Consider the following 21,411-nt stretch of genomic DNA (forward strand, 5'->3'; position numbering starts at 1 on the left):
GCCGAAGCGCGCGCGGCCGGCATGGCCGCCGCGGTGGGCGCTCGTCCCGCCTCCGCCAGTGTGAGCGCGGCGAGCGCCCCGGCCTCCGCCGCGCCGGCCTTCTGCAAAGGCACCATCTACCTGACCTTCGACACCGGCAGCCAGTCGCAAGCCGAGCTGATCGCCGATACGCTGAAGCGCCACAAGATCAAGGCCACCTTCTTCCTGGCCAACGAGAAAACCGTGCGCGGCGACTATTCGCTCGATCCCTCCTGGTCGGCCTACTGGAAGGCGCGCGTGGCGGAAGGCCACGCCATCGGCTCGCACACCTTCGACCACGTGGTCTACGCCAAGGACGGCGCCAACGGCAAGATCGTGGTCAAGCCCGGCTTCGGCGACAGCGCCGGCAAGCCCATCAGCCTGAGCTCCGCACAATACTGCGAACAAATCCAGCGCGTCGACCAGCGCTTTGTCGAACTGACCGGCAAGCACCTCGATCCGATCTGGCGCGCGCCGGCCGGCCGCACCTCGCCGCGCCTGCTGGAGATGGGCAAGGCCTGCGGCTATGCGCACGCCGGCTGGTCGCCGGCCGGCTTCTCCGGCGACGAGCTGTCCAGCAGCGCCTATCCCAACGAGGTGCTGCTGAAAAAACTGCTGCGCGACCTGCGCGGCGGCGACATCGTGCTGATTCACATGGGCATCTGGTCGCGCCAAGACGCCTGGGCGCCGGCCAACCTCGAACCGCTGATCAGCGGGCTGGAACAAAAAGACATGTGCTTCGCCACCCTGCGCGAGCATCCGGACTATAAAAAATGATAGACACCTTCTCTGACTGGCTGGGCCTGGCCCAGGGCTGGTTGTTTGAAACCGTGGTGCAGCCGTTGGTGTTTCAGCTCGGCTTTGGCGAGTTTGTCGAAGACGCCTTCGAAGGCACCGAGTGGCTGCTGATCGGCGTGCTGGAGCTGGCGCTGCTGTTCCTGGTGCTGCGTCCGCTGGAATCCATGCTACCGGCGCAAAAGATCACCGACCCGCGCGCCCGCTGGAACGACTTCCTGTACACCGTGCTGCACCGCGTGGGCATCTTCCCGGTGCTGATCTTCTTCACCCTCGATCCGCTGCTGGACAGCGTGGCGGCAGCGCTGCGCTTCGATGGCTTCCATCCGTTCAACCTGGAAGCGCTGTGGCCAGGCATCAGCCCGCTGGCGGCGTTCTTCGTGTACTTCGTGGTGCTGGATTTCTTCGATTACTGGTATCACCGCGGCTCGCACAAATTCAACTGGTGGTGGGCGCTGCACGGCCTGCACCACAGCCAGCAAAACATGAACCTGTGGAGCGACAATCGCAACCACCTGCTGGACGACCTGCTGCGCGACATCTACATGGGCGTGATCGCGCTCGGCATCGGCGTCGAGCCGGCGCAGTACGTGCTGCTGGTGTCGGTGTCGCGCATCCTGCAAAGCCTGCAACACGCGAACGTGCGTGTCCATTTCGGCTGGCTGGGCGAGCGCCTGCTGGTGTCGCCGCGCTATCACCGCATGCACCATGCCATCGGCGCCGGCCATGAAAACGCCGACGGCAAGCCAGGCGGCTGCAATTTCGCCGTGCTGCTGCCGGTGTGGGACATCCTGTTCCGCACCGCGAACTTCACGCCGGCATTCGCCGCCACCGGCATCCGCGACCAGCTGCCGGGCCCGGACGGCACGCCGGGCCGCGAATACGGACGCGGCTTCTGGGCGCAACAATGGCTGGGTCTGAAACGCATGGTGGAATACGCACGCAAGGAGGTGGTCTGATGGTTGGTGTTCTGCGCGCGTGGAGCCGCGCTTTCCTGTCGCAATGGCACGGCAAGATGCTGTTGATGAGCATCGCGCCCTTCCTGCTGGCGCTGGGCGTGTGGGCGGCGCTGCTATATTTCTACCTGCAACCGCTGGTCGACCAGCTGCACGCGCTGTTCACCGAATATAACCTGTTCCCAACCAGCACCAGCTGGCTGCGCAGCGTCGGCCTGGGCACGCTGACGGCGGTGGTGGCGCCGCTGATCGCCATGCTGGGCCTGCTGCCGCTGATGATACTGACCGCGCTGATCTTCATCGGCGTGGTGGCGATGCCGGTGATCGGCCGCCACGTCGGCCTGCGCCATTATCCGCAACTGGAGCAGCGCAAGGGCGGCTCCATCCTGGGCAGCGTCGGCGTGGCGCTGGGCGGCATGGCGGTCTTCATGGGCCTGTGGATTCTGACGCTGCCGCTGTACCTGTTCCCGCCGCTGGCGGTGGCGGTGCAGGCGCTGTTGTGGGGCTGGCTGACCACCCGCGTGATGGTGTACGACACGCTGGCCGACTACGCCAGCGCCGAGGAGCGCCGCCAGATCCTGCGCCAGCACCGCTGGCCGCTGCTGATCATCGGCGTGATCTCGGGCGCCGCCGGCGCGCTGCCGGGCGCCATCTGGCTGGGCGGGGTGATGGCGGTGGTGCTGTTCCCCTTGCTGGCGGCGGCCTCGATCTGGCTGTACGTGCTGGTATTTATCTTCACCGGCCTGTGGTTCGCGTACTATTGCATGGATGCGCTGGCGCAGTTGCGCGCGCAAGAAGTCATTTCCAAGGAGTAGACATGGCAATCGGACTCATCATTATTGGCGACGAAATCCTGTCCGGCCGGCGCGTCGACCAGCACTTCCCCAAGGTGGTGCAGATGCTGGCGGCGCGCGGCCTGCAACTGACCTGGGCCGAGATTTTGCCCGACGATCCGCAGCGCATCACCGCCACCCTCAGACGCACCTTTGCCAGCGACGACATCGTGTTCTGCTGCGGCGGCATCGGCGCCACGCCGGACGACCACACGCGCCAGGCCGCCGCCGACGCGCTGGGCAAGCCACTGGTGCTGCACCAGCAGGGCAAGCGCAACATCCAGCAGCGCATCCTGCAAATGGCGCAGGAAGCGGGGCAGACCGCCGACCTGAATTCGGCCGAGAACCTGCACCGCCTGAAGATGGCCGAATTCGCCGAAGGCGCGGCCCTGATTCCCAACCCGTACAACAACATCGCCGGCTTCGCCCTGCACAGGCATTACTTCGTGCCGGGCTTCCCGGTGATGGCGTGGCCGATGCTGGAATGGGTGCTGGACCACCACTACGCCGACCTGTTCAACCGCGAGCCGCGCATGGAGCAATCGGTGCTGGTGTACGAGGCGGCCGAATCGGCGCTGACGCCGCTGATGGTGGCGATCGAACAGCAGTACCCGCGCGTGAAGGTGTTCAGCCTGCCGAGCGTGGGCGACGCGCAAACGCGCCGTCATATCGAGCTGGGCGTGAAGGGCGAACCGGTGCAAACGGCCGCCGCTTTCACCCAATTGTGCGACGAGCTGCGCAAGCTCAATGTAGAGTTCAGCAACATTTAGTGCGCGCTGTTATCAACAGGGTTCAACGGCGTTCCACCATACGGTAGAACGCCGTTGTTTTTTTGCGAAAAACAAACGGCGCTTTCAATTTATTGTGCGTCTGCCCCGGTCAGCAGCGCTGTGATGTGGTGCAATGGAAGCTAGCAAGTGTAGCTAGTAAGTTCTACTGAAACATCGACCGGTCTGAATCATATGTTAAGCAATCGTCGTTTCCGCCGGCCCCGTCTGGTTGTGCGTGCAGTGCGCAAATTGCGTGCAGGCGCGGCAGCATTTGGTTATCGCCGCAAGCGTCACCTGCGCGTGGTGCCGTCTCCCACCCCCGAACAAACCGAAGCCCATCTGGCGCAGGCGCAAATGGACCCGCCGCTGCCGCCGGAAGATGGCGGCACGCCGCGCAAGAGCAAGCGCTCGCGCAATGCCTTGCTGCTGGTGTTATTGATCGGCGTGTCGTTTGCCGTGTACTGGGGCTATCGCGAATCGCTGACCTCGTCCATGCAGGCCAAGCTGTTCAGCGACCTGGCCAGCAAGATGAGCTACAAGGTGGAGAAGGGACCGAGCAAATCGATCCGCTTCCCGCACGACAGCCCGTACGATGAACGGCTGGGCTACGCCGGCCTGCCGGATTACCTGAGCAAGCTCAGCGCGCGTGACTATCAGGTGGCGGCGCAGGCGCGCATCTCGCCCAAGATGGCCGAGCTGGCCGACATGGGCGTGTTTGCCACCTACCGCGAAAAGACCAAGACCGGCCTGACGATTGTCGATTGCCGCGCGCAGGAATTGTTTGCCGCCAGCTATCCGGAACGCATCTACAATCAATTCGACCAGGCGCCGCCAGTGCTGGTGAGCAGCCTGCTGTTCATCGAGAACCGCGAGCTGCTGGACAACACCTATCCGAAGCGCAATCCGGCGGTGGAGTGGGACCGCCTCGGCAAGGCGGTGCTGGAGAAGACCGCCAGCGCCGTGGCCGGCGGCCATCGCGCGGCCGGCGGCAGCACGCTGGCCACGCAGATTGAGAAATACCGCCACTCGCCGGAAGGCCGCACCAGCTCCATGAAGGACAAGTTGCAGCAGATGGTGTCGGCCAGCCTGCGCTCCTATCAGGACGGCGAGGACACCACCAAGGCGCGCCGCCGCATCGTGCTGGAATACCTGAACACGGTGCCGCTGTCGGCCAAGCCCGGCTATGGCGAAGTGAACGGCATCGGCGACGGCATGTGGGTGTGGTATGGCCGCAAGTTCGACGACGTCAACACGCGCCTGAACGGCAAGCTCGATCATCCCGACGCCGAGACCGCGCTGATCTTCAAGGAGGCGCTGAGCCTGATGATCGCGCAGCGCCGCCCCAGCTACTATCTGGGCGACGGCGCGGCCGACCTGGAAGTGCTGGCCAACAGCCACCTGCGCATCCTGGCCAACGACGGCGCCATCACGCCGGCGCTGCGCGACGTGGCCTTGCAGCAGAAGCTGCATCCGGCCACCGGCAATGGCTTGCAGTCGGCGCCGCCGCAAACCTTCGTCAGCCGCAAGGCCTCGAACGCGATCCGCAACCACCTGGCCAATCTGCTGGGCGACAACCGCATGTACAACCTGGACCGTCTCGACCTGAGCGTGGTCAGCACGCTGGACGCGCAGGCGCAGACCGCCGTCACGCAAGTGCTGCGCGACTTGCGCGATCCGGAGAAGGCCAAGGCCGCCGGCCTGACCGGCAAGGGCATGCTGGGCAACGGCGATCCGGCCAATGTGGTGTACAGCTTCACCTTGCTGGAGAAGGGCGAGCAGAACAACCTGCTGCGCCTGCAAACCGATAACTTCGACCAGCCGCTGGACATCAACGAGGGCGCCAAGCTGGACCTCGGCTCGACCGCCAAGCTGCGCACGCTGATCACCTATCTGGACATCATGGACCAGCTGCACAAGAAGTACGGCGGCATGGACGCGGCCGCGCTGAATCAGGTCAAGGTCGATCCGCAGGACAAGCTGTCGCAATGGGCGATCGAGTACTTCAAGGCGCTGCCGCCCGATCCGGAGAAGCGCGGCTTGACGGCCATGCTGAACGCGGCCATGGAGCGCAAGTATTCCGGCAATCCGGGCGAGGGCTTCTTCACCGGCGGCGGCCTGCACCACTTCGGCAACTTCTCCAAGGAAGACAACTTCAAGATCCTGACCGTGACCGAGGCGCTGCGCCATTCGACCAACCTGGTGTTCGTGCGCCTGATGCGCGACGTCGCCAAGTACTACATGTTCTCGGTGCCGGGCTCGTCGGCCTCGCTGCTGTCGGACGCGGACGATCCGCGCCGCGCCGGCTACCTGGCGCGCTTCGCCGACAAGGAAGGCAAGGAGTTCCTGGCGCGCTTCTACGCCAAGTACAAGGGCAAGCCGAAGGAGGATTACGACAAGATCCTGCTGGCGAATATCCGCGGCACGCCGGTGCGGCTGGCGGTGATCCACCGCACCGTGTATCCGCTGGCGACGCAGGAGCAGTTCGCCGCCTTCCTGAAGGACAACCTGCCGTCGCAGAACGAGGTGCCGGACGAGCGCGTGGCCAAGCTGTACGAGCAGTATGCGATCGACAAATGGTCGCTGGCCGATCGCGGCTACCTGGCCAGCGTGCACCCGCTGGAGCTGTGGATGGCGGCCTACCTGCGCCTGCATCCGGGGGCGACGCTGTCGGAGCTGACGGCGGCCAGCGAGAAGGAACGGCAGGAAGTGTATCAGTGGCTGTTCAAGACCCACCGCAAGCACGCGCAGGACAAGCGCATCGCCGGCCTGCTGGAGATGGAAGGCTTCATGGAAATCCACAAACAGTGGAAGAAGATGGGCTATCCGTTCGACTCGCTGGTGCCGTCCTACGCCACCACGCTGGGCGCTTCGGCCGACCGGCCGGCCGCGCTGGCGGAGATGATGGGGATTATCGTCAACGGCGGCGTGCGCAAGAGTTCGCAGCGCGTGAGCTCGCTGCACTTCGCCAAGGGCACGCCGTATGAAACGCTGGTGACCAAGGCGCCGCCCACCACCAACGAGCAGGTGCTGTCGCCGGAGGTGGCGCGGGTGGTGGCGGACGCCATCCGTGGCGTGGTGTCGGACGGCACGGCCAAGCGCGTCAAGTCGGCCTTCGTGTCGGCCGATGGTTCGATCATTCCGGTGGGCGGCAAGACCGGCACCGGCGACCAGCGCTTCGATGTGTACGCGGCCGGCGGGCGCCTGATCGAGTCGCGCTATGTGAACCGCTCGGCGACCTTTGTGTTCAATATCGGCGAGCGCTTCTTCGGTTCGATGACGGCCTATGTGCATGGGCCGGAATCGAAGAACTACGATTTCACCAGCGCGCTGCCGGTGCAACTGCTGGTGGTGCTGGCGCCGAGCCTGATGCCGCTGATCGAGCCGAACGCGCCGCCGAAGGCCGGACCGCCGCCGGCGGTGGTGGTGCGCACCGGTGGCGTGGCGCCGGAGGCGGCCAAGCCGGCGTTGCAGGCTTGCGGAGGCTGACGGCAGGGGACGTGTGGTAATGTATCAGCCCATGAAACCTCTGCGCCACCACATGTCCAAGATAATCAAGTTCACGCAATTCTCGATTCGTGACCTGATCGTTGCTTCCGCTCCCACCGTGCTGGCGATTGTCGGCGTCTGCCTGCTGGCCTACTGGCTGGTGGACCCGGCGCCGCCGCGCACGGTGCGGCTCGGTACCGGCCAGGAAAATTCCGCCTACGAAGACTTCGGCAAGAAATACGCGGCCGCGCTGGCCAGGCACGGCGTCAAGGTGACGCTGGTGCCCTCGGCCGGCTCCAGCGAAAACCTGCGCAACCTGAAGGAAGGCAAGGTCGATATCGCCTTCGTGCAAAGCGGCTCCACCAACGAGGAGGCGGCCGAGCGCGAAGGCCTGTCCTCGCTGGGCAGCCTGTTCGTCGAGCCGCTCTGGCTGTTCCTGCGCGAGGAAAAGGGCAAGCCGCCGATCACGCAATTAACCCAGTTGCGCGGCAAGAAGATCAACTACGGTCCCAAAGGCGCCGGCTCGCCGCGCCTGTTCCGCCAGATCCTCGAACTGAATGGCGTCGAGAAGGGCGAGGTGGAGCGCTTTTCGCTGGCGAATACGCCGGCCACGGTGGAACTGCTGGAAGGCCGCATCGACGGGCTGGTGTTCACCTCGGCGCCGGAAGCGCCGCTGATCCAGATGCTGTTGCAGACGCCGGGCATCAGGCTGTTCGACTTCAATCAGGCCGAAGCCTATTCGCGCAAGCTGCCGTTCCTGACCCACGTGGTGCTGCCGCAGGGGATCGTCGATCTCGGCCGCAATCTGCCGGCCGAGGACTACAACCTGATCGCGCCGACCGCCACGCTGGTGGCGCGCGAGGATTTGCACTCGGCGCTGGTGGATCTGTTCGTGCAGGCGGCGGCCGGCATCCATGGCGGCGCCGGCTGGTTCCAGCAGCAGGGGCAGTTCCCGTCGGCCAAGTACAGCGAGATTCCGGTTGACCCGGAAGCGGCCAAGTTTTACAAGAGCGGCCCGCCATTCCTGCAACGCTACATGACCTTCTGGCTGGCCAACTTCTTCGACCGCATGTGGGTGCTGGTGGTGGCGCTGGGCGCGCTGATCCTGCCGCTGTCGAAGGTGATTCCGCCGCTGTACGTGTGGCGCATCCGCTCGCGCGTGTACCGCTGGTATGGCCAGTTGCGGGCGGTGGAGCAGAAGGTGGAGGAGGCGCCGGAAGCGACGCGCATGCAGGTGTATGAGGAACAGCTCCAGCGCCTCAACGAGATCGAGGAGCTGGTCAACCAGGTATCGATCCCGCTGTCGTTCGCGGATGGCTTGTATGGCCTGCGCAGCCACATCCAGTTCGTGCGCAAGCGCATCCAGTTCCTGATGGGCGAGGCCACGCCCGCCGCATTGGATAGCGTGCCGGTCTGACCCCGGCTTAAGCGCCGATCCAGGGCAGGCCGGCGTGGCACCAGCCGTTGATGTGCTTGCGGTGGCCGTGCTCGTCCTTGTCGCCCTCGAAGCCTTCCAGGATGTCGTAGCAGTGCTGGTAGCCGTGTTCGCTGGCCAGGGTGGCCGCACCACGCGAGCGCACGCCGGAGCGGCACAGGAACAAAATCACCTGGTCCTTGCGCGCCACCGAGTTCAGTTGCTCGATAAATGCGTGATTGGCCACGCCGCCCGGATAGATGTTCCACTGCACCGCACTATGTTGGGCCTCCGGTATCGCCACCCGGCCCACCCAGTCGCGCTCGGCATTGGTGCGCACGTCCACCAGTTTGACCGCGTTTTCCAGGCTCAGCAGCTCGTACGCCTCGGCCGGCGTCACCGCGCCCTGATACGCCCAATCCTTGCTGCGGCTGCGGGCCAGGGCCAGAATCTCATCTATTTTGCTCATAAGGTGTTCCAGGAATAAGTTTGAGTTTATTATATGGCGTCCGCGCGAGTACGCTACGCCGATGCACCAAAACCATGCGCTTTTCAGAAAAAATCCTAAAATGCACTCACAAGGTGCAAAATGCAGGAAACGCACCAAATAAGTGCGCGATTGTTCTGTAGTAATGCGTTTCAGGCTGGCACGGATACTGCTTATCATGGCATCACGAGTTCCACATATTCCCTTTAGGAGATACGCATGGCAATTACGGCCGTAGAAGTTTTGAAAATGGTCCAGGAAAACGAAGTCAAATTCGTTGATTTCCGTTTCGCTGACACCCGTGGCAAAGAACAGCACGTGACCGTGCCTGTGTCGGCCTTCGACATCGACAAGTTCGAATCGGGTCACGCATTCGACGGTTCCTCGATCGCCGGCTGGAAAGGTATTGAAGCTTCGGACATGATCCTGCTGCCGGACCCAAACACCGCGCGCATCGATCCGTTCATGGAAGAGACCACCCTGTTCATGCAGTGCGACGTGATCGAGCCTGCTGACGGCAAAGGCTACGACCGCGACCCACGCTCCATCGCCAAGCGCGCTGAAGCCTACCTGAAATCGTCGGGCATCGGCGACACCGCCTACTTTGGCCCGGAACCAGAATTCTTCATCTTCGACAGCGTGCGCTGGAAGATCGACATGTCCGGCTGCTTCGTGAAAGTGGACTCGGACGAAGCATCGTGGTCGACCGACAAGGAAATCGAAGGCGGCAACAGCGGCCACCGTCCAACCGTGAAGGGCGGCTACTTCCCAGTGCCTCCGGTGGACAGCTTCCAGGACATGCGTTCGGAAATGTGCCTGATCCTGGAATCGCTGGGCATCCCGGTTGAAGTGCACCACCACGAAGTGGCGGGCGCCGGCCAGAACGAAATCGGCACCAAGTTCTCGACCCTGGTTGAGCGCGCCGACTGGACCCAGAACCTGAAATACGTGGTGTGGAACGTGGCCCACAGCTACGGCAAAACCGCCACCTTCATGCCGAAGCCTATCGTTGGCGACAACGGTTCGGGCATGCACGTGCACCAGTCGATCTGGAAAGACGGCGTCAACCTGTTCGCAGGCGACGGCTATGCCGGCCTGTCGGAAACCGCGCTGTACTACATCGGCGGTGTGATCAAGCACGCCAAGGCGCTGAACGCGATCACCAACCCGGGCACCAACTCGTACAAGCGTCTGGTGCCAGGCTTCGAGGCACCGGTGAAACTGGCTTACTCGGCGAAAAACCGTTCGGCCTCGATCCGTATTCCACACGTGGCCAATCCAAAAGGCCGCCGTATCGAAACCCGCTTCCCGGACCCGCTGGCCAACGTCTACCTGTGCTTCGCCGCACTGCTGATGGCTGGTCTGGACGGTATCCAGAACAAGATCCACCCGGGCGAAGCAGCGTCGAAAGACCTGTACCACCTGCCGCCGGAAGAAGATGCACTGATCCCGACCGTGTGCGCCTCGCTGGAAGAAGCGCTGGACAACCTGAACAAAGACCGCGAGTTCCTGACCCGTGGCGGCGTGTTCACCGATTCGATGATCGATGCCTACATCGAACTGAAGATGCAAGACGTACAACGTATGCGCATGACCACTCACCCTGCTGAGTTCGACATGTACTACTCGCTGTAATCACCGCTTGGTGAGGTAGCAAAGAACGCGGGGCAGGCCATGCTTTCCCCGCGTTTTTTATTGGATGTTGTATATTCGGGATGGAAGCTTTCCACCCACGGATTTACGAATGAGAACCAGTTTGAAATTGAGCGTGTTGCTGGCGCTGGGCGCCTGCGGCGCGGCGCACGGCCAGATTTACAAGTGCCAGCCGCCCGGCGGCAGCGTGGAGTTCACCGACATCAACCGTGGCAGCTATTGCAAGCTGATGGACCTGCCCGGCATGACGGTGCCGGCGCCGCCGCGTCGTGCCGGTCCGGCGCCATCGCCGCGCAACGCGCAGCCGGCCCCGGTGGCCACGCCCGGCGCCTTTCCGCGCGTCGACAGCGCCGAGCAGCGCGCGCGCGACGCCGACCGCCGCGGCATTCTTGAAGACGAACTGAAAAACGAAACGCAAAAGCTGGCCGAGTTGCGCCGCGAGTTCAACAACGGCGAGCCGGAACGGCGCGGCGATGAACGCAATTACGCCAAATACCAGGAACGGGTGGCCGCCATGCGCGACAGCATCAGCCGCTCGGAAAAGAATGTCGATGCCTTGAAACGTGAGATCGCGAATATCCGATGAGCCTAGTCAGTCATATCGCCGCCCGCGCGGCCGCCGCCATCCACCGCCCGCCGGCACTGGCCGGGCTGGAGTTGCTGGCCTCGGCCGTGGTGCTGCTGGATGGCGAGGGCCATATCGCCTACGCCAACGCCGCCGCCGAGAATCTGCTGGAGAGCTCGCTCAAGGCGCTGTCGCGCCAGACGCTGAGCGCGCAATTCCTCAATCCCGACGAGCTGGACAACATCTGCGCGCAGGCGCGCGAACACAAGTTTTCCGACCTGCGCCAGGACCTGACGCTGGAGCGCGCCGGCCGCGATCCGCTGCATGTGCACAGCATGGTCTCGGCGGTGGAGGAGCCGCAGGGCGGGGTGCTGATCGAGCTGCGCGAAAACCAGCAGCACCTCAAGCTCGATCGCGAGGAGCGCATCCTCGACCAGAGCCAGGTCAACAAGGAACTGATCCGCAACCTGGCGCACGAAATCAAGAACCCGCTGGGCGGCATCCGCGGCGCGGCGCAGTTGCTGGAGATGGAGCTGCCGGCGCTGCACGCGGTGCAGTTGCGCGAGTACACGCAGGTCATCATCAAGGAAGCGGACCGCCTGCAAACGCTGGTGGACCGCCTGCTGGCGCCGCACCGCCGGCCGCACATCGTCGGCGACGTCAACATCCACGAAGTGCTGGAGCGCGTGCGCAGCCTGATGCTGGCCGAGTTCCCGTCCGGCCTGACCATCCTGCGCGACTACGACGCCTCCATCCCCGAGTTCCGCGGCGATAAGGAGCAGCTGATCCAGACCGTGCTGAACATCGCGCACAACGCCGCGCAAGCGCTGTCGGCGCAGATCGACGCGGGCGATGCACAAATTATTTTCAAGACGCGGGTAGCGCGTCAGGTCACCCTGGCCAAGGTCCGCTACGGGCTGGCATTAGACTTGCATATCATTGACAATGGACCGGGTATCGCACCGCAGATCCGCGACCGCATCTTCTACCCGCTGGTGTCCGGCAGGGAGGGGGGCAGTGGCCTGGGATTAACCCTGGCACAGACCTTCGTGCAGCAGCACATGGGCGTGATCGAGTGCGAGAGCCGGCCTGGATTTACGGATTTCCGTATCCTGTTGCCGTTGCCATAGGAATGCACATAAACAATGAAGCCAATCTGGATAGTAGACGACGACGAATCGATCCGCTGGGTACTGGAAAAAGCATTGGCCAGGGAAAACCTGGCGACCAAAAGTTTTGCCAACGCGCGCGACGCCATCGCCGCGCTGGAGTACGAGACGCCGCAGGTGCTGGTGTCCGACATCCGCATGCCGGGCGATTCCGGCCTCGACCTGCTGCAACTGGTGAAGTCGCGCTTCCCCGGCCTGCCGGTCATCATCATCACCGCCTTCTCCGACCTGGATTCCGCCGTGGCGGCCTTCCAGGGCGGCGCCTTTGAATACCTGGCCAAGCCCTTCGATATCGACAAGGCCGTCGAGCTGATCCGGCGCGCGCTCGATGAGAGCCTGCGCGAGACCAGCGTGGAATCGGGCCCGGCCGAAACGCCGGAAATCCTCGGCCAGGCGCCGGCCATGCAGGAGGTGTTCCGCGCCATCGGCCGCCTGTCGCAATCGAATGTGACGGTATTGATCACCGGTGAATCGGGCTCGGGCAAGGAGCTGGTGGCGCGCGCGCTGCACAAGCACTCGCCGCGCGCGGCGCAGCCCTTCATCGCCTTGAACACGGCGGCGATTCCGAAGGACTTGCTGGAATCGGAACTGTTCGGCCACGAGCGCGGCGCCTTCACCGGCGCGCAAACCACGCGCCGGGGCCGCTTCGAGCAGGCCGAGGGCGGCACGCTGTTCCTCGACGAGATCGGCGACATGCCGTTTGATTTGCAGACGCGCTTGCTGCGCGTGCTGTCGGACGGCCACTTCTACCGCGTCGGTGGCCATCAGCCTTTGAAGGCCAATGTGCGCGTGATTACCGCCACGCACCAAAATCTGGAGCAGCGCGTGCGCGACGGTCTGTTCCGCGAGGATTTGTTCCACCGTTTGAACGTGATACGCCTGCGTCTGCCCAGTTTGAGGGAGCGGCGCGAGGATATCCCTATTTTGGTGCGCCACTTCCTGGTGCAAAGTGCGAAACAGCTGGGCGTGGAAGCCAAGCGCATGAGCGACGCCGCGTTGCAATTCCTGTGCGGCCTGGAGTTGCCGGGCAATGTGCGCCAGCTGGAAAACCTGTGCAACTGGATCACCGTGATGGCGCCGGGCCAGACGGTGGAGATCAAGGACTTGCCGCTGGAGCTGTCGCAGGAGCAGGGCAGCGGCGCCGCCGGCGGCACGGTCGCGGCGGCCGCGCCGGCGCCGGCCGAGAGCTACAGCGCGCAACAGCATCACGGCACCGTCACCTCGGTGGCGACGCTGGAGTCTGGCGTGAACGGCGCCGGCGGACCGGATGCCTGGCTGGCCTTGCTGGAAACCCAGGCCGCCAGCATGCTCAGCGGCGGTCAGCAGGAAGTGATGGCGGTGCTGGGCCGGCAGTTTGAATCGGCCCTGATCCGCACCGCGCTCAAGCACACGCATGGCCGCAAGAACGATGCGGCGGTGCGGCTTGGCATCGGCCGCAACACCATCACCCGCAAGATCGCCGAACTGGGCATCGACGGCGCCAAGGACGACTAGTTCCGGCTCTGGCGCCGGGTTGAGGTAAGCTCTTGGCTGACGAAGCCAGGAGCTTTTTTTTTTATGGAAACCGTATGCTGATTAATTGCGTGGCCTACCAGGATGGTAAAAAACTGGCCGACATTCCGGTCGAAGACATCAGCGAGTATGTCGAAAAGCCGGAGACGTTTGTATGGGTGGCGCTGCGCGACGCCCAGCCCGAGGAACTGGCCGAGATGCAGGAGGAATTCGGCCTGCACGAACTGGCGGTGGAGGACGCCAGCCGCGGCCATCAGCGTCCCAAGATCGAGGAGTATGGCGACTCGCTGTTCGTGGTGGTGAAGACCATCGAATGCCGTGGCGGCGAGGTGGCGGTGGGCGAGGTCGATATGTTCGTCGGCCAGAATTATGTGCTGTCGTCGCGCCATGGCGACAACCAGCAGGGCTTCCTCGGCGTGCGCGCGCGCGCCGAGAAGGAGCCGCACATGCTGCGCCTGGGCCCGGCCTTCGTGCTGTATGCGCTGATGGATGCGGTGGTGGACCGCTACTTCCCGGTGCTGGACATGCTGGAAACCGAGCTGGAAAAAATCGAGGAGCTGATCTTCACCCAGGGCCAGCAGCGCGACAACATCCAGCGCCTGTACGAGTTGAAGGGCAAGGTGACGGTGGTGCGCCACGTGGTGGCGCCGCTGATGGAGGCCGTCGGGCGCCTGCATGGCGGCCGCGTGCCGTCGATGTGCCAGGATACGCAGGAATACTTCCGTGACGTGCACGACCACCTGCACCGCATCAGCGCCTCGCTGGATGGCATCCGCGACACCATCGCGACCGCGATTCAGGTCAACCTGTCGATGGTGGCGATTGAAGAGAGCGAGGTGAATAAACGGCTGGCGGCGTGGGCGGCGATCTTCGCGATCGTGACCGCGTTTGCCGGGCTGTGGGGCATGAACTTCAAATACATGCCGGAGCTGGACTGGAAGTTCGGTTATCCGATGGCGATCGCCATCATGGTGGGGGTGTGCCTTTACCTGCACCGGCGCTTCAAGAAAGCCGGCTGGCTATAGGCGAAAAAAATCCCGGCCGGAGCCGGGATTCTCATTTCAACTTCCGATCAGAAGTTGTAGGTGCCACGCACGTACAGGGTACGGCCGACCGGGTCGGTGTAGCGTGGATCGTAGCCAGCCTGGAAGTTACCGGTCTGGTACGACAGTGGCGGCTTGCGGTCGAACAGGTTACGCACGCCGGCGGTCAGGGTCAGGCCTTCCGCCGCTTTCCACGAACCGTAGCCATCCCAGGTGGTGTACGAAGGCACGGTGTTGGTTGGTTCCTGGTCGATGTAGCCCGACTTGTAGTGCGCCACCAGACCGGCGCCGACTTTGCCCTGGGTCCAGTTCACGTTCAGGGTGTTCTGCCAGCGGAAGATCGGACCGTCGCCCGAGTACACGCCGACCTTCTGGTGCATCACGTCGCCGGCGAAGTTCTGGTACTCGTACTTGTGCACCCAGGTGCCGCTGTAGTTGAAGGTGAACGCGCCGTAGTCCTTGGTGCGCAGCTTGTAGGCCGCCGACAGGTCGACACCGTTGGTGTTGACGTCGCCCAGATTCTCGGTACGCAGGTCGATGTAGCCGCAGGTGATCGGGTTAGGGCACTGCGAACCGTCGATCGCCAGGTCACCCGAGGCGTTGCGGTGGTAGTTCGCAGCGAAGGTCACCGGATCGGCCAGCACGTCGTAGTCTTGCAGGCTGCCGATCTGCTGCGTCAGGCGGATCGACCAGTAGTCGGCGCTCAGCGACAGGTTGTTGATCGGTTCCCACATCACGCCCACGGTGCCGTTCTTCGAACGCTCAGGCGCCAGCTTGGCGTTACCGCCGTTCAGCACCTGGAACTGCTGCGAGCAGTTGGCCGAGGCCGACTTGCCCGGCGCCGGCGTGCCGCCCGGGCAGTTGATCGGGTCGTCCAGGGTGTTGGCCGAGTTGGTGTACGAGTTGGCCGAGTGCAGCTCGTACAGCGACGGCGCGCGGAAGCCCTTCGAGTACGAACCGCGGAACAGCAGGTCTTTCACCGGACGGAAGGTGAAGGCGAACTTCGGATTGGTGGTGTGGCCGAAGTCGCTGTACTTGTCGTAGCGGAAGGCGGCGGTGATGTCCAGGTTCTTCAGCACCGGCACGTTCAGCTCCGAGTAGAAGGCCGACACGTTGCGGCTGCCTTCCTGCAGCAGGCCAGGATCGATACCGGTCGAGGCCACCACTTTCTGGGCGAACTCGGCGTTGGCGGCGTCGTGGAATTCCTGGTGCTCGTACTGCGCGCCCACGGCCAGCGCGGCCTGGTGGCCGGTGTTCAGCCAGTCGCCCACTTCGCGGCTCAGTTTCAGGTCGGCGGCCTTGTTGGTGCCTTTCGAGTTACGCTCGTTGCCGCTCAGCGCGGCGCTGTTCAGCAGCGCGGTGCCGGCGGCGCTCTGGTCGCCGAACACATTGATCACGCCTTCCAGCACGCCTTTGCTGATGATGTTGCCATCGCTGTAGCCGTACAGGTTCTGGGTGATCTTGTTTTCGTTGTACGACACGGCGGTCTCGTAGTCCCAGCCGGCCAGCACGCCCTTCAGCGACACCACGGCGCGCTGCTGCTTGTTGATGTTCTCGTCGGCACGGGCGCCGTTCGGCATGTCGCGCCAGCGCGCGGTCACGAAGCCAGGCTGCACGCCCGGGGTGATCGAACCGGCCAGGTCCATGTAGGTTGGGTTCAGACCGGCGGCGGTCGGGAAGTACGGGTTAGGCGTGCCGTCCGGGCGCAGGCGGTTGATGTACAGGCCGCCGTATGGCACCGGCGCCACCTGGGTTTCCACCTTGCTCTCGGTCGACAGCAATTCGATGCCCAGTTCGTGGTTTTCATTGATCTTGAAGGTACCCTTGACCAGGCCGGTGGTGCGTTCGCTCTTCGGCACGTAATCCACGAAGGACGAGGTGGTCATCTGGCACAGGCCGTTCTTGCCCTTGACCAGGAACACGCCCTTGGTGCAGTCCGGGCCGGCCGGGTTGCCCGACAGGTCGCCCTGGGCCCAGTTGGCCGGGTAGGTCGAGGACGACAGGCCGCCGGCGTAGCGGGTGTTGTAGTCGCGCTGGGTGCCGCCCACGCGGCCTTGTTCCTGGTGGTCCACCATCGCGAAGATGTTGAAGCCGTTCTTTTCCAGGTCGCCCCAGCCGTAGCCGGCGTTGATGTTGCTGGCCGCGCCGCCTTCTTTTTCCGGGCTGTCGGCGCCGATGGTGACGGTGCCGCCCTGGAAGTCTTTCTTGGTGATGAAGTTGATCACGCCGCCGACCGCGTCGGAACCGTACAGCGAGGAAGCGCCGTCACGCAGCACTTCCACGCGCTCCAGCGCGGCGAATGGAATCATGTTCAGGTCGGGGGCCGAGCTGTCGATGGCGTTGTTGGCCAGGCGGCGGCCGTTCAGCAGCACCAGGGTCTTGTTCTGGCCGATGCCGCGCAGGTCGGCGAAGGAGGCGCCGCCGGTGCCGGAACCCACGGCCTGGCTGGTGCCCTGCTGCGATTGCGACACGCTCAGGCTGGCCATCACTTGCTCGATGGTGGTGATGCCTTCCTTCTTCAGGTCTTCCACCTTCACCACGGTGACCGGCACGGCGGTTTCAGCGTCGATGCGCTTGATTGCCGAACCGGTAATTTCAACGCGCTGGATAGGCGCGTCCTGGGAGAATGCCGGTTGTGCCAGCATCAGTGCGGCGCTGCCCGCGAACATCATGCGCAGCGAACGCGACAAAACTGTTTCCATCATCATTGATCAACTCCTTGGGGGTGTTTCTTGCTACTTTTTTATCAGAACTTACACTATGAATAATCTATAAGTGAAATTATTCAGGGCAGAGTCATCAGACCACCTCGGGCCGCGCACGGTCAATTCTCGGTCTGTAACAACATTGAAATAAACAACACTTCCTGCGGTTTTTGCTGAAAATTACGGTTTTTTTACACAAAAATACAAAGTTTTCGACTGTTTATGGCTAAACCGTGCTAGTTCTTGCGTAAATATTCAACCATGTTTACGCTGAAAAATAACGATACAATGGACGGGAATTAGCGAGCTGGAGCCAGTCTATGAGCGAGGAGAAGCAGGCGGTACCGCTGTTCGATGCGGCCGATGGGCGGACGCTGGCCGAGGCCGCGCTGCGCTCGATCACGGCCTCGACCTCGCGCGCCCGCGGCGAGGATTTCCTGCGCATCCTGGTGCGCGACCTGGCCCACGCGCTGGACGTCACCTACGTGATCGCCGGCCGCGTCATCACCATGGCCGACGGCGACGAGGGCATCCGCACGCTGGCGGTCTGGGCCGGCAAGGATTACCTGCCCAACATGGAATACAGCCTGCGCCACACACCGTGCCAGGACGTGACCGACCAGTGCATGTGCTTCCACGCCAGCGGCATCCAGGCCGACTATCCGCAGGACACGCTGCTGGTCGAGATGCGGGCCGAAAGCTACATCGGCATGCCGATGATCGATACCGAAGGGCGCACGCTGGGCATCCTGTCCGCCATCGACACCAGGCCGATCTCCGAAGACAAGCGCCTGCTGGCGCTGTCGCTGCTGTCGATGTTTGCCGCGCGCGGCGCCGCCGAGTTGCAGCACCAGGAGCGCGAGCAGCAGCTGGAAGCCAAGGTGCAGCGCCGCACCGAAGCCTTGCTGGCGGCGCAGGCCACGCTGGTGGAGCAGGAAAAAATGGTGGCGCTGGGCGCGCTGGTGGCGGGCGTGGCGCACGAGGTCAACACGCCGATCGGCGTGGCGGTGACGGCCGCCTCCACCATGGCCAGCTATGCCGACGATTTGCTCAAGTGCGTCAGTGGCGAGCGGGTCAGCCGCTCCGAGCTGCAAGCCATGGCGCAGCGCCTGCGCGAAGGGGCGCAGCTGATCGAGCGCAACCTGGCGCGCGCGGCCGACCTGATCGGCAACTTCAAGCAGCTGGCGGTGGACCAGGGCAGCGAGCATGTGTCGGACGTCGTCCTGCGCGAGCATGCGCTGGGGGTGGTGACGGCGCACGGACCCGAGCTGCGCAAGGTCGGCCTCACCGTCGAGGTCGACATCGCGCCCGACCTGCGCACCTGGCTGGACGCCGGACGCTGGTCGCAGGTGCTGTCCAACCTGCTGATGAACGCGGCCAAGCATGGCTATCCCAACGGCGGTCCGGGCCGCATCACGCTGGCGGCGCGCATGGTGCTGGACGGCGGAGCGTACTGGTTGCAGGTGGAGTTTGCCGACGATGGGGTCGGCCTGACGGCGGAAGCGCGCGAGCGCGTGTTTGAACCCTTCTTCACCACCAAGCGCGGGCAGGGCGGCTCGGGGCTGGGCATGCACATCGTCTACACCATCGTGCACCAGATGGGCGGGCAGGTGGCGGTGGCCAGCGCGCCGGGCACCGGCTGCCGCATCAAGCTGCGGCTGCCGGTGCGGGATGGTAAAACTTGACCCAATTCGGGGTCAGTTCTTGCAATCGCACACGGGCTCATGCATGAATGCAAGAACTGACCCCAGGTTTTAGCCGGGGAGTTAGCGTTGTGCGGCGGCGATCGACAGCGCCACCGCTTCCGCCACCTTGATGCCGTCCACGCCGGCCGACAGGATGCCGCCGGCATAACCGGCGCCTTCGCCGGCCGGGAACAGGCCCTTGGTATTCAGGCTTTGCAGCGTGTCGTCGCGGCGCTTGATGCGGATCGGCGACGAGGTGCGCGTTTCCAGTCCGGTCAGCACGGCGTCATGCTTGAAGTAGCCCTTGATCTGCTTGTCGAAGGCCGGGAACGCCTCGCGCAGCGCGGTCACGGCAAACTCCGGCAGGATCTGCGCCAGGTCGGTCAGGGTGATGCCCGGCTTGTACGACGGCACCACCGCGCCAAACTCGGTCGAGGCCTTGCCGGCCACGAAGTCGCCCATCAGCTGGCCCGGCGCGTTGTAAGTGCCGCCGCCCAGCTTGAAGGCTTTCTCTTCGAGATCGCGCTGGAAGGCGACGCCGGCCAGCGGGTGGCCCGGGTAATCGACTTCCGGCGAAATGCTGACCACGATGGCGCTGTTGGCGTTGCGCTCGTTGCGCGAGTACTGGCTCATGCCGTTGGTGACCACGCGGCCCGGCTCGGACGCCGCCGCCACCACCGTGCCGCCCGGGCACATGCAGAAGCTGTACACGGCGCGGCCGTTGGAGGCATGGTGCACCAGCTTGTAGTCGGCCGCGCCCAGGATCGGATGGCCGGCGTTGGGGCCGAAGCGGCAGGCGTCGATCAGCGATTGCGGATGCTCGACGCGGAAGCCGATCGAGAACGGCTTGGCCTCGATGTAGACGCCGCGCTGGTACAACATGTCAAAGGTGTCGCGCGCGCTGTGGCCGATGGCCAGGATCACATGGTTGGTGACGATTTTTTCGCCGCTCTCCAGCGTGAGGCCGCGCACCTGGCGGCCTGCGCCGGTCTCCTCGATATCGATGTCGGTGACCTTGCTCTCGAAGCGGTATTCGCCGCCCAGCGCCTCGATGGTTTCGCGCATCGACTCCACCATCTTCACCAGGCGGAAAGTGCCGATGTGCGGCTTGCTGACGTAGATGATTTCCTCCGGCGCGCCGGCCTTGACGAACTCGGTCAGCACCTTGCGGCCGTAGTGCTTCGGGTCCTTGATCTGGCTGTACAGTTTGCCGTCCGAGAAGGTGCCGGCGCCACCCTCGCCGAACTGCACGTTCGACTCCGGGTTGAGCTTGCGCTGGCGCCAGAAGCCGAAGGTGTCGACCGTGCGCTCGCGCACGATCTTGCCGCGCTCGACGATGATGGGGCGCAGGCCCATCTGCGCCAGGATCAGCGCCGCCAGCAGGCCGCAGGGGCCGATGCCGATCACCACCGGACGCTGGAAGTCCGGATGGGCGGCCAGTTGCCGGCCGTCGGCCACGAATTGGTAGGCGGTGTCCGGCGACGGCATGATGTGCACGTCATGGTGGTGGCGTTGCAGGACGGCGGCCTGGTTTTTCAATTCGACATCGATGGAATAAATCAGGACGATGGCGGATTTTTTGCGCGCGTCGTAGCTGCGCTTGTAGATGGTAAAGCCGAGCAGTTCGTCGGCCTGGATGCCCAGGCGCGCGATGATGGCCGCAGGCAGTTGGTCTTCCGTGTGGTCCAGCGGAAGCTTGAGTTCGTTCAATCTCAACATGGTGGATTTCCAGCAGGTGGCAGGGCTCCGTAGCTAGCGGAGAGCGATGCGGCAGGCAGCCGCAGCCGCTATTTTACCTCTGGAGCAAGGCATCAGTCTAACCTCCCCGCATTAATATGCCGCAGGTATTAACTCCGGCCGCCGGCGGATTAATTCATATTTAAATGACCGGTAAATGAAAATATAAAAAAATTTATAAAATGAAAACCGCATAACGATATGCGCCAGACCATTCATCGATGCACTAAAACTGTGCGTTGTAAGAAAACAACATTGATGCAAAATAGCAATTTTTATCGCCGAGCGATTTTCAAGGGCGGTAAGCGCGGCAACTATGCTTTTGTGCACACAATGACACACTTGCAATGCTGCGTCGCACAAATATTGCGCTTCAGTCAATTTCGCCAAGGCAAGGTGAATCCACGAATTTATGGTTTTTGACGATATTTAATTCGATTTAATCTGTTTTTACACAAATAAAAGCATTGTTACAACTTGAATTGATCGATAGGTAATGAAAATTGTCGCTATGCAGCAAAAGTCCGTTGCGTAAACTCCTTGCATTGTTTCCCCAGTTGATTTTCGTTGTTTTAATGAAACA

General features: G+C 63.3%; 15 protein-coding genes. 12 read left to right on the forward strand and 3 right to left on the reverse strand.

The annotated features are described in order from the left end of the window. The 6 genes from GM676_RS23780 to GM676_RS23805 form a co-directional block, all read left to right on the forward strand. Window positions 1-795 (forward strand): polysaccharide deacetylase family protein (locus tag GM676_RS23780; RefSeq protein WP_371866353.1); only part of this gene is annotated, 795 nt, incomplete at its 5' end. Continuing rightward, window positions 792-1,772 (forward strand): sterol desaturase family protein, encoded by a 981-nt coding sequence (locus tag GM676_RS23785; RefSeq protein ID WP_155466606.1) that lies wholly within the window; start codon window positions 792-794, stop codon window positions 1,770-1,772. The genes GM676_RS23780 and GM676_RS23785, both read left to right, overlap by 4 nt. Continuing rightward, window positions 1,772-2,584, forward strand: a complete 813-nt coding sequence (locus GM676_RS23790; protein WP_155466607.1) for an EI24 domain-containing protein — start codon at window positions 1,772-1,774, stop codon at window positions 2,582-2,584. Before GM676_RS23785 ends, GM676_RS23790 begins: the two co-directional genes overlap by 1 nt. A 2-nt stretch (window positions 2,585-2,586) precedes the next feature. Continuing rightward, window positions 2,587-3,372, forward strand: coding sequence for a competence/damage-inducible protein A (locus GM676_RS23795; protein ID WP_155466608.1), 786 nt, complete (start codon window positions 2,587-2,589; stop codon window positions 3,370-3,372). 354 nt (window positions 3,373-3,726) lie between these two features. Beyond that, complete coding sequence (locus GM676_RS23800) at window positions 3,727-6,858, forward strand: transglycosylase domain-containing protein (protein WP_155466641.1); 3,132 nt, start codon at window positions 3,727-3,729, stop codon at window positions 6,856-6,858. 52 nt (window positions 6,859-6,910) lie between these two features. Further along, a complete protein-coding gene (locus tag GM676_RS23805; protein WP_155466609.1) occupies window positions 6,911-8,275 on the forward strand; it encodes a TAXI family TRAP transporter solute-binding subunit in 1,365 nt (454 codons plus the stop codon). 7 nt (window positions 8,276-8,282) lie between these two features. Here GM676_RS23805 and GM676_RS23810 read toward each other — a convergent pair whose 3' ends face one another. Next, window positions 8,283-8,741, reverse strand: a complete 459-nt coding sequence (locus GM676_RS23810; protein WP_155466610.1) for a rhodanese-like domain-containing protein — start codon at window positions 8,739-8,741, stop codon at window positions 8,283-8,285. A gap of 237 nt (window positions 8,742-8,978) precedes the next feature. On the opposite strand from GM676_RS23810, the gene glnA reads away from it, so the two are divergent. From glnA to corA, 5 genes are all read left to right on the forward strand, one after another. Then, window positions 8,979-10,394 (forward strand): type I glutamate--ammonia ligase, encoded by a 1,416-nt coding sequence (gene glnA / locus GM676_RS23815; protein WP_155466611.1) that lies wholly within the window; start codon window positions 8,979-8,981, stop codon window positions 10,392-10,394. 109 nt (window positions 10,395-10,503) lie between these two features. Continuing rightward, entirely contained in the window at window positions 10,504-10,998 is a 495-nt protein-coding gene (locus tag GM676_RS23820; RefSeq protein WP_155466612.1) for a DUF4124 domain-containing protein, read from the forward strand. Next, window positions 10,995-12,107, forward strand: a complete 1,113-nt coding sequence (gene glnL / locus GM676_RS23825) for a nitrogen regulation protein NR(II) (RefSeq protein ID WP_155466613.1) — start codon at window positions 10,995-10,997, stop codon at window positions 12,105-12,107. Before GM676_RS23820 ends, glnL begins: the two co-directional genes overlap by 4 nt. A 15-nt stretch (window positions 12,108-12,122) precedes the next feature. Further along, window positions 12,123-13,640, forward strand: coding sequence for a nitrogen regulation protein NR(I) (gene ntrC, locus GM676_RS23830; RefSeq protein WP_155466614.1), 1,518 nt, complete (start codon window positions 12,123-12,125; stop codon window positions 13,638-13,640). A 74-nt stretch (window positions 13,641-13,714) separates the two neighbouring features. Continuing rightward, on the forward strand, window positions 13,715-14,683 hold the full coding sequence (gene corA, locus GM676_RS23835) for a magnesium/cobalt transporter CorA (RefSeq protein ID WP_155466615.1): 969 nt from the start codon (window positions 13,715-13,717) through the stop codon (window positions 14,681-14,683). A gap of 47 nt (window positions 14,684-14,730) precedes the next feature. Here the strand turns inward: corA and GM676_RS23840 are convergent, their stop codons facing one another. Then, window positions 14,731-17,409 carry a TonB-dependent receptor gene (locus tag GM676_RS23840; RefSeq protein ID WP_155466616.1) on the reverse strand — a complete coding sequence of 893 codons (2,679 nt, stop codon included), beginning with the start codon at window positions 17,407-17,409 and terminating at the stop codon, window positions 14,731-14,733. A 317-nt stretch (window positions 17,410-17,726) separates the two neighbouring features. On the opposite strand from GM676_RS23840, the gene GM676_RS23845 reads away from it, so the two are divergent. Continuing rightward, window positions 17,727-19,091 (forward strand): sensor histidine kinase, encoded by a 1,365-nt coding sequence (locus GM676_RS23845; RefSeq protein ID WP_155466617.1) that lies wholly within the window; start codon window positions 17,727-17,729, stop codon window positions 19,089-19,091. 81 nt (window positions 19,092-19,172) lie between these two features. On the opposite strand, the gene GM676_RS23850 is transcribed toward GM676_RS23845, so the two are convergent. After that, window positions 19,173-20,810: an NAD(P)/FAD-dependent oxidoreductase gene (locus GM676_RS23850; protein WP_155466618.1), complete on the reverse strand. Its 1,638-nt coding sequence runs from the start codon at window positions 20,808-20,810 to the stop codon at window positions 19,173-19,175. Window positions 20,811-21,411: the final 601 nt, after the last annotated feature.

The sequence above is a fragment of the Duganella radicis genome (assembly GCF_009720825.1).
GTDB classification, from domain to species: Bacteria; Pseudomonadota; Gammaproteobacteria; order Burkholderiales; family Burkholderiaceae_D; genus Rugamonas; species Rugamonas radicis.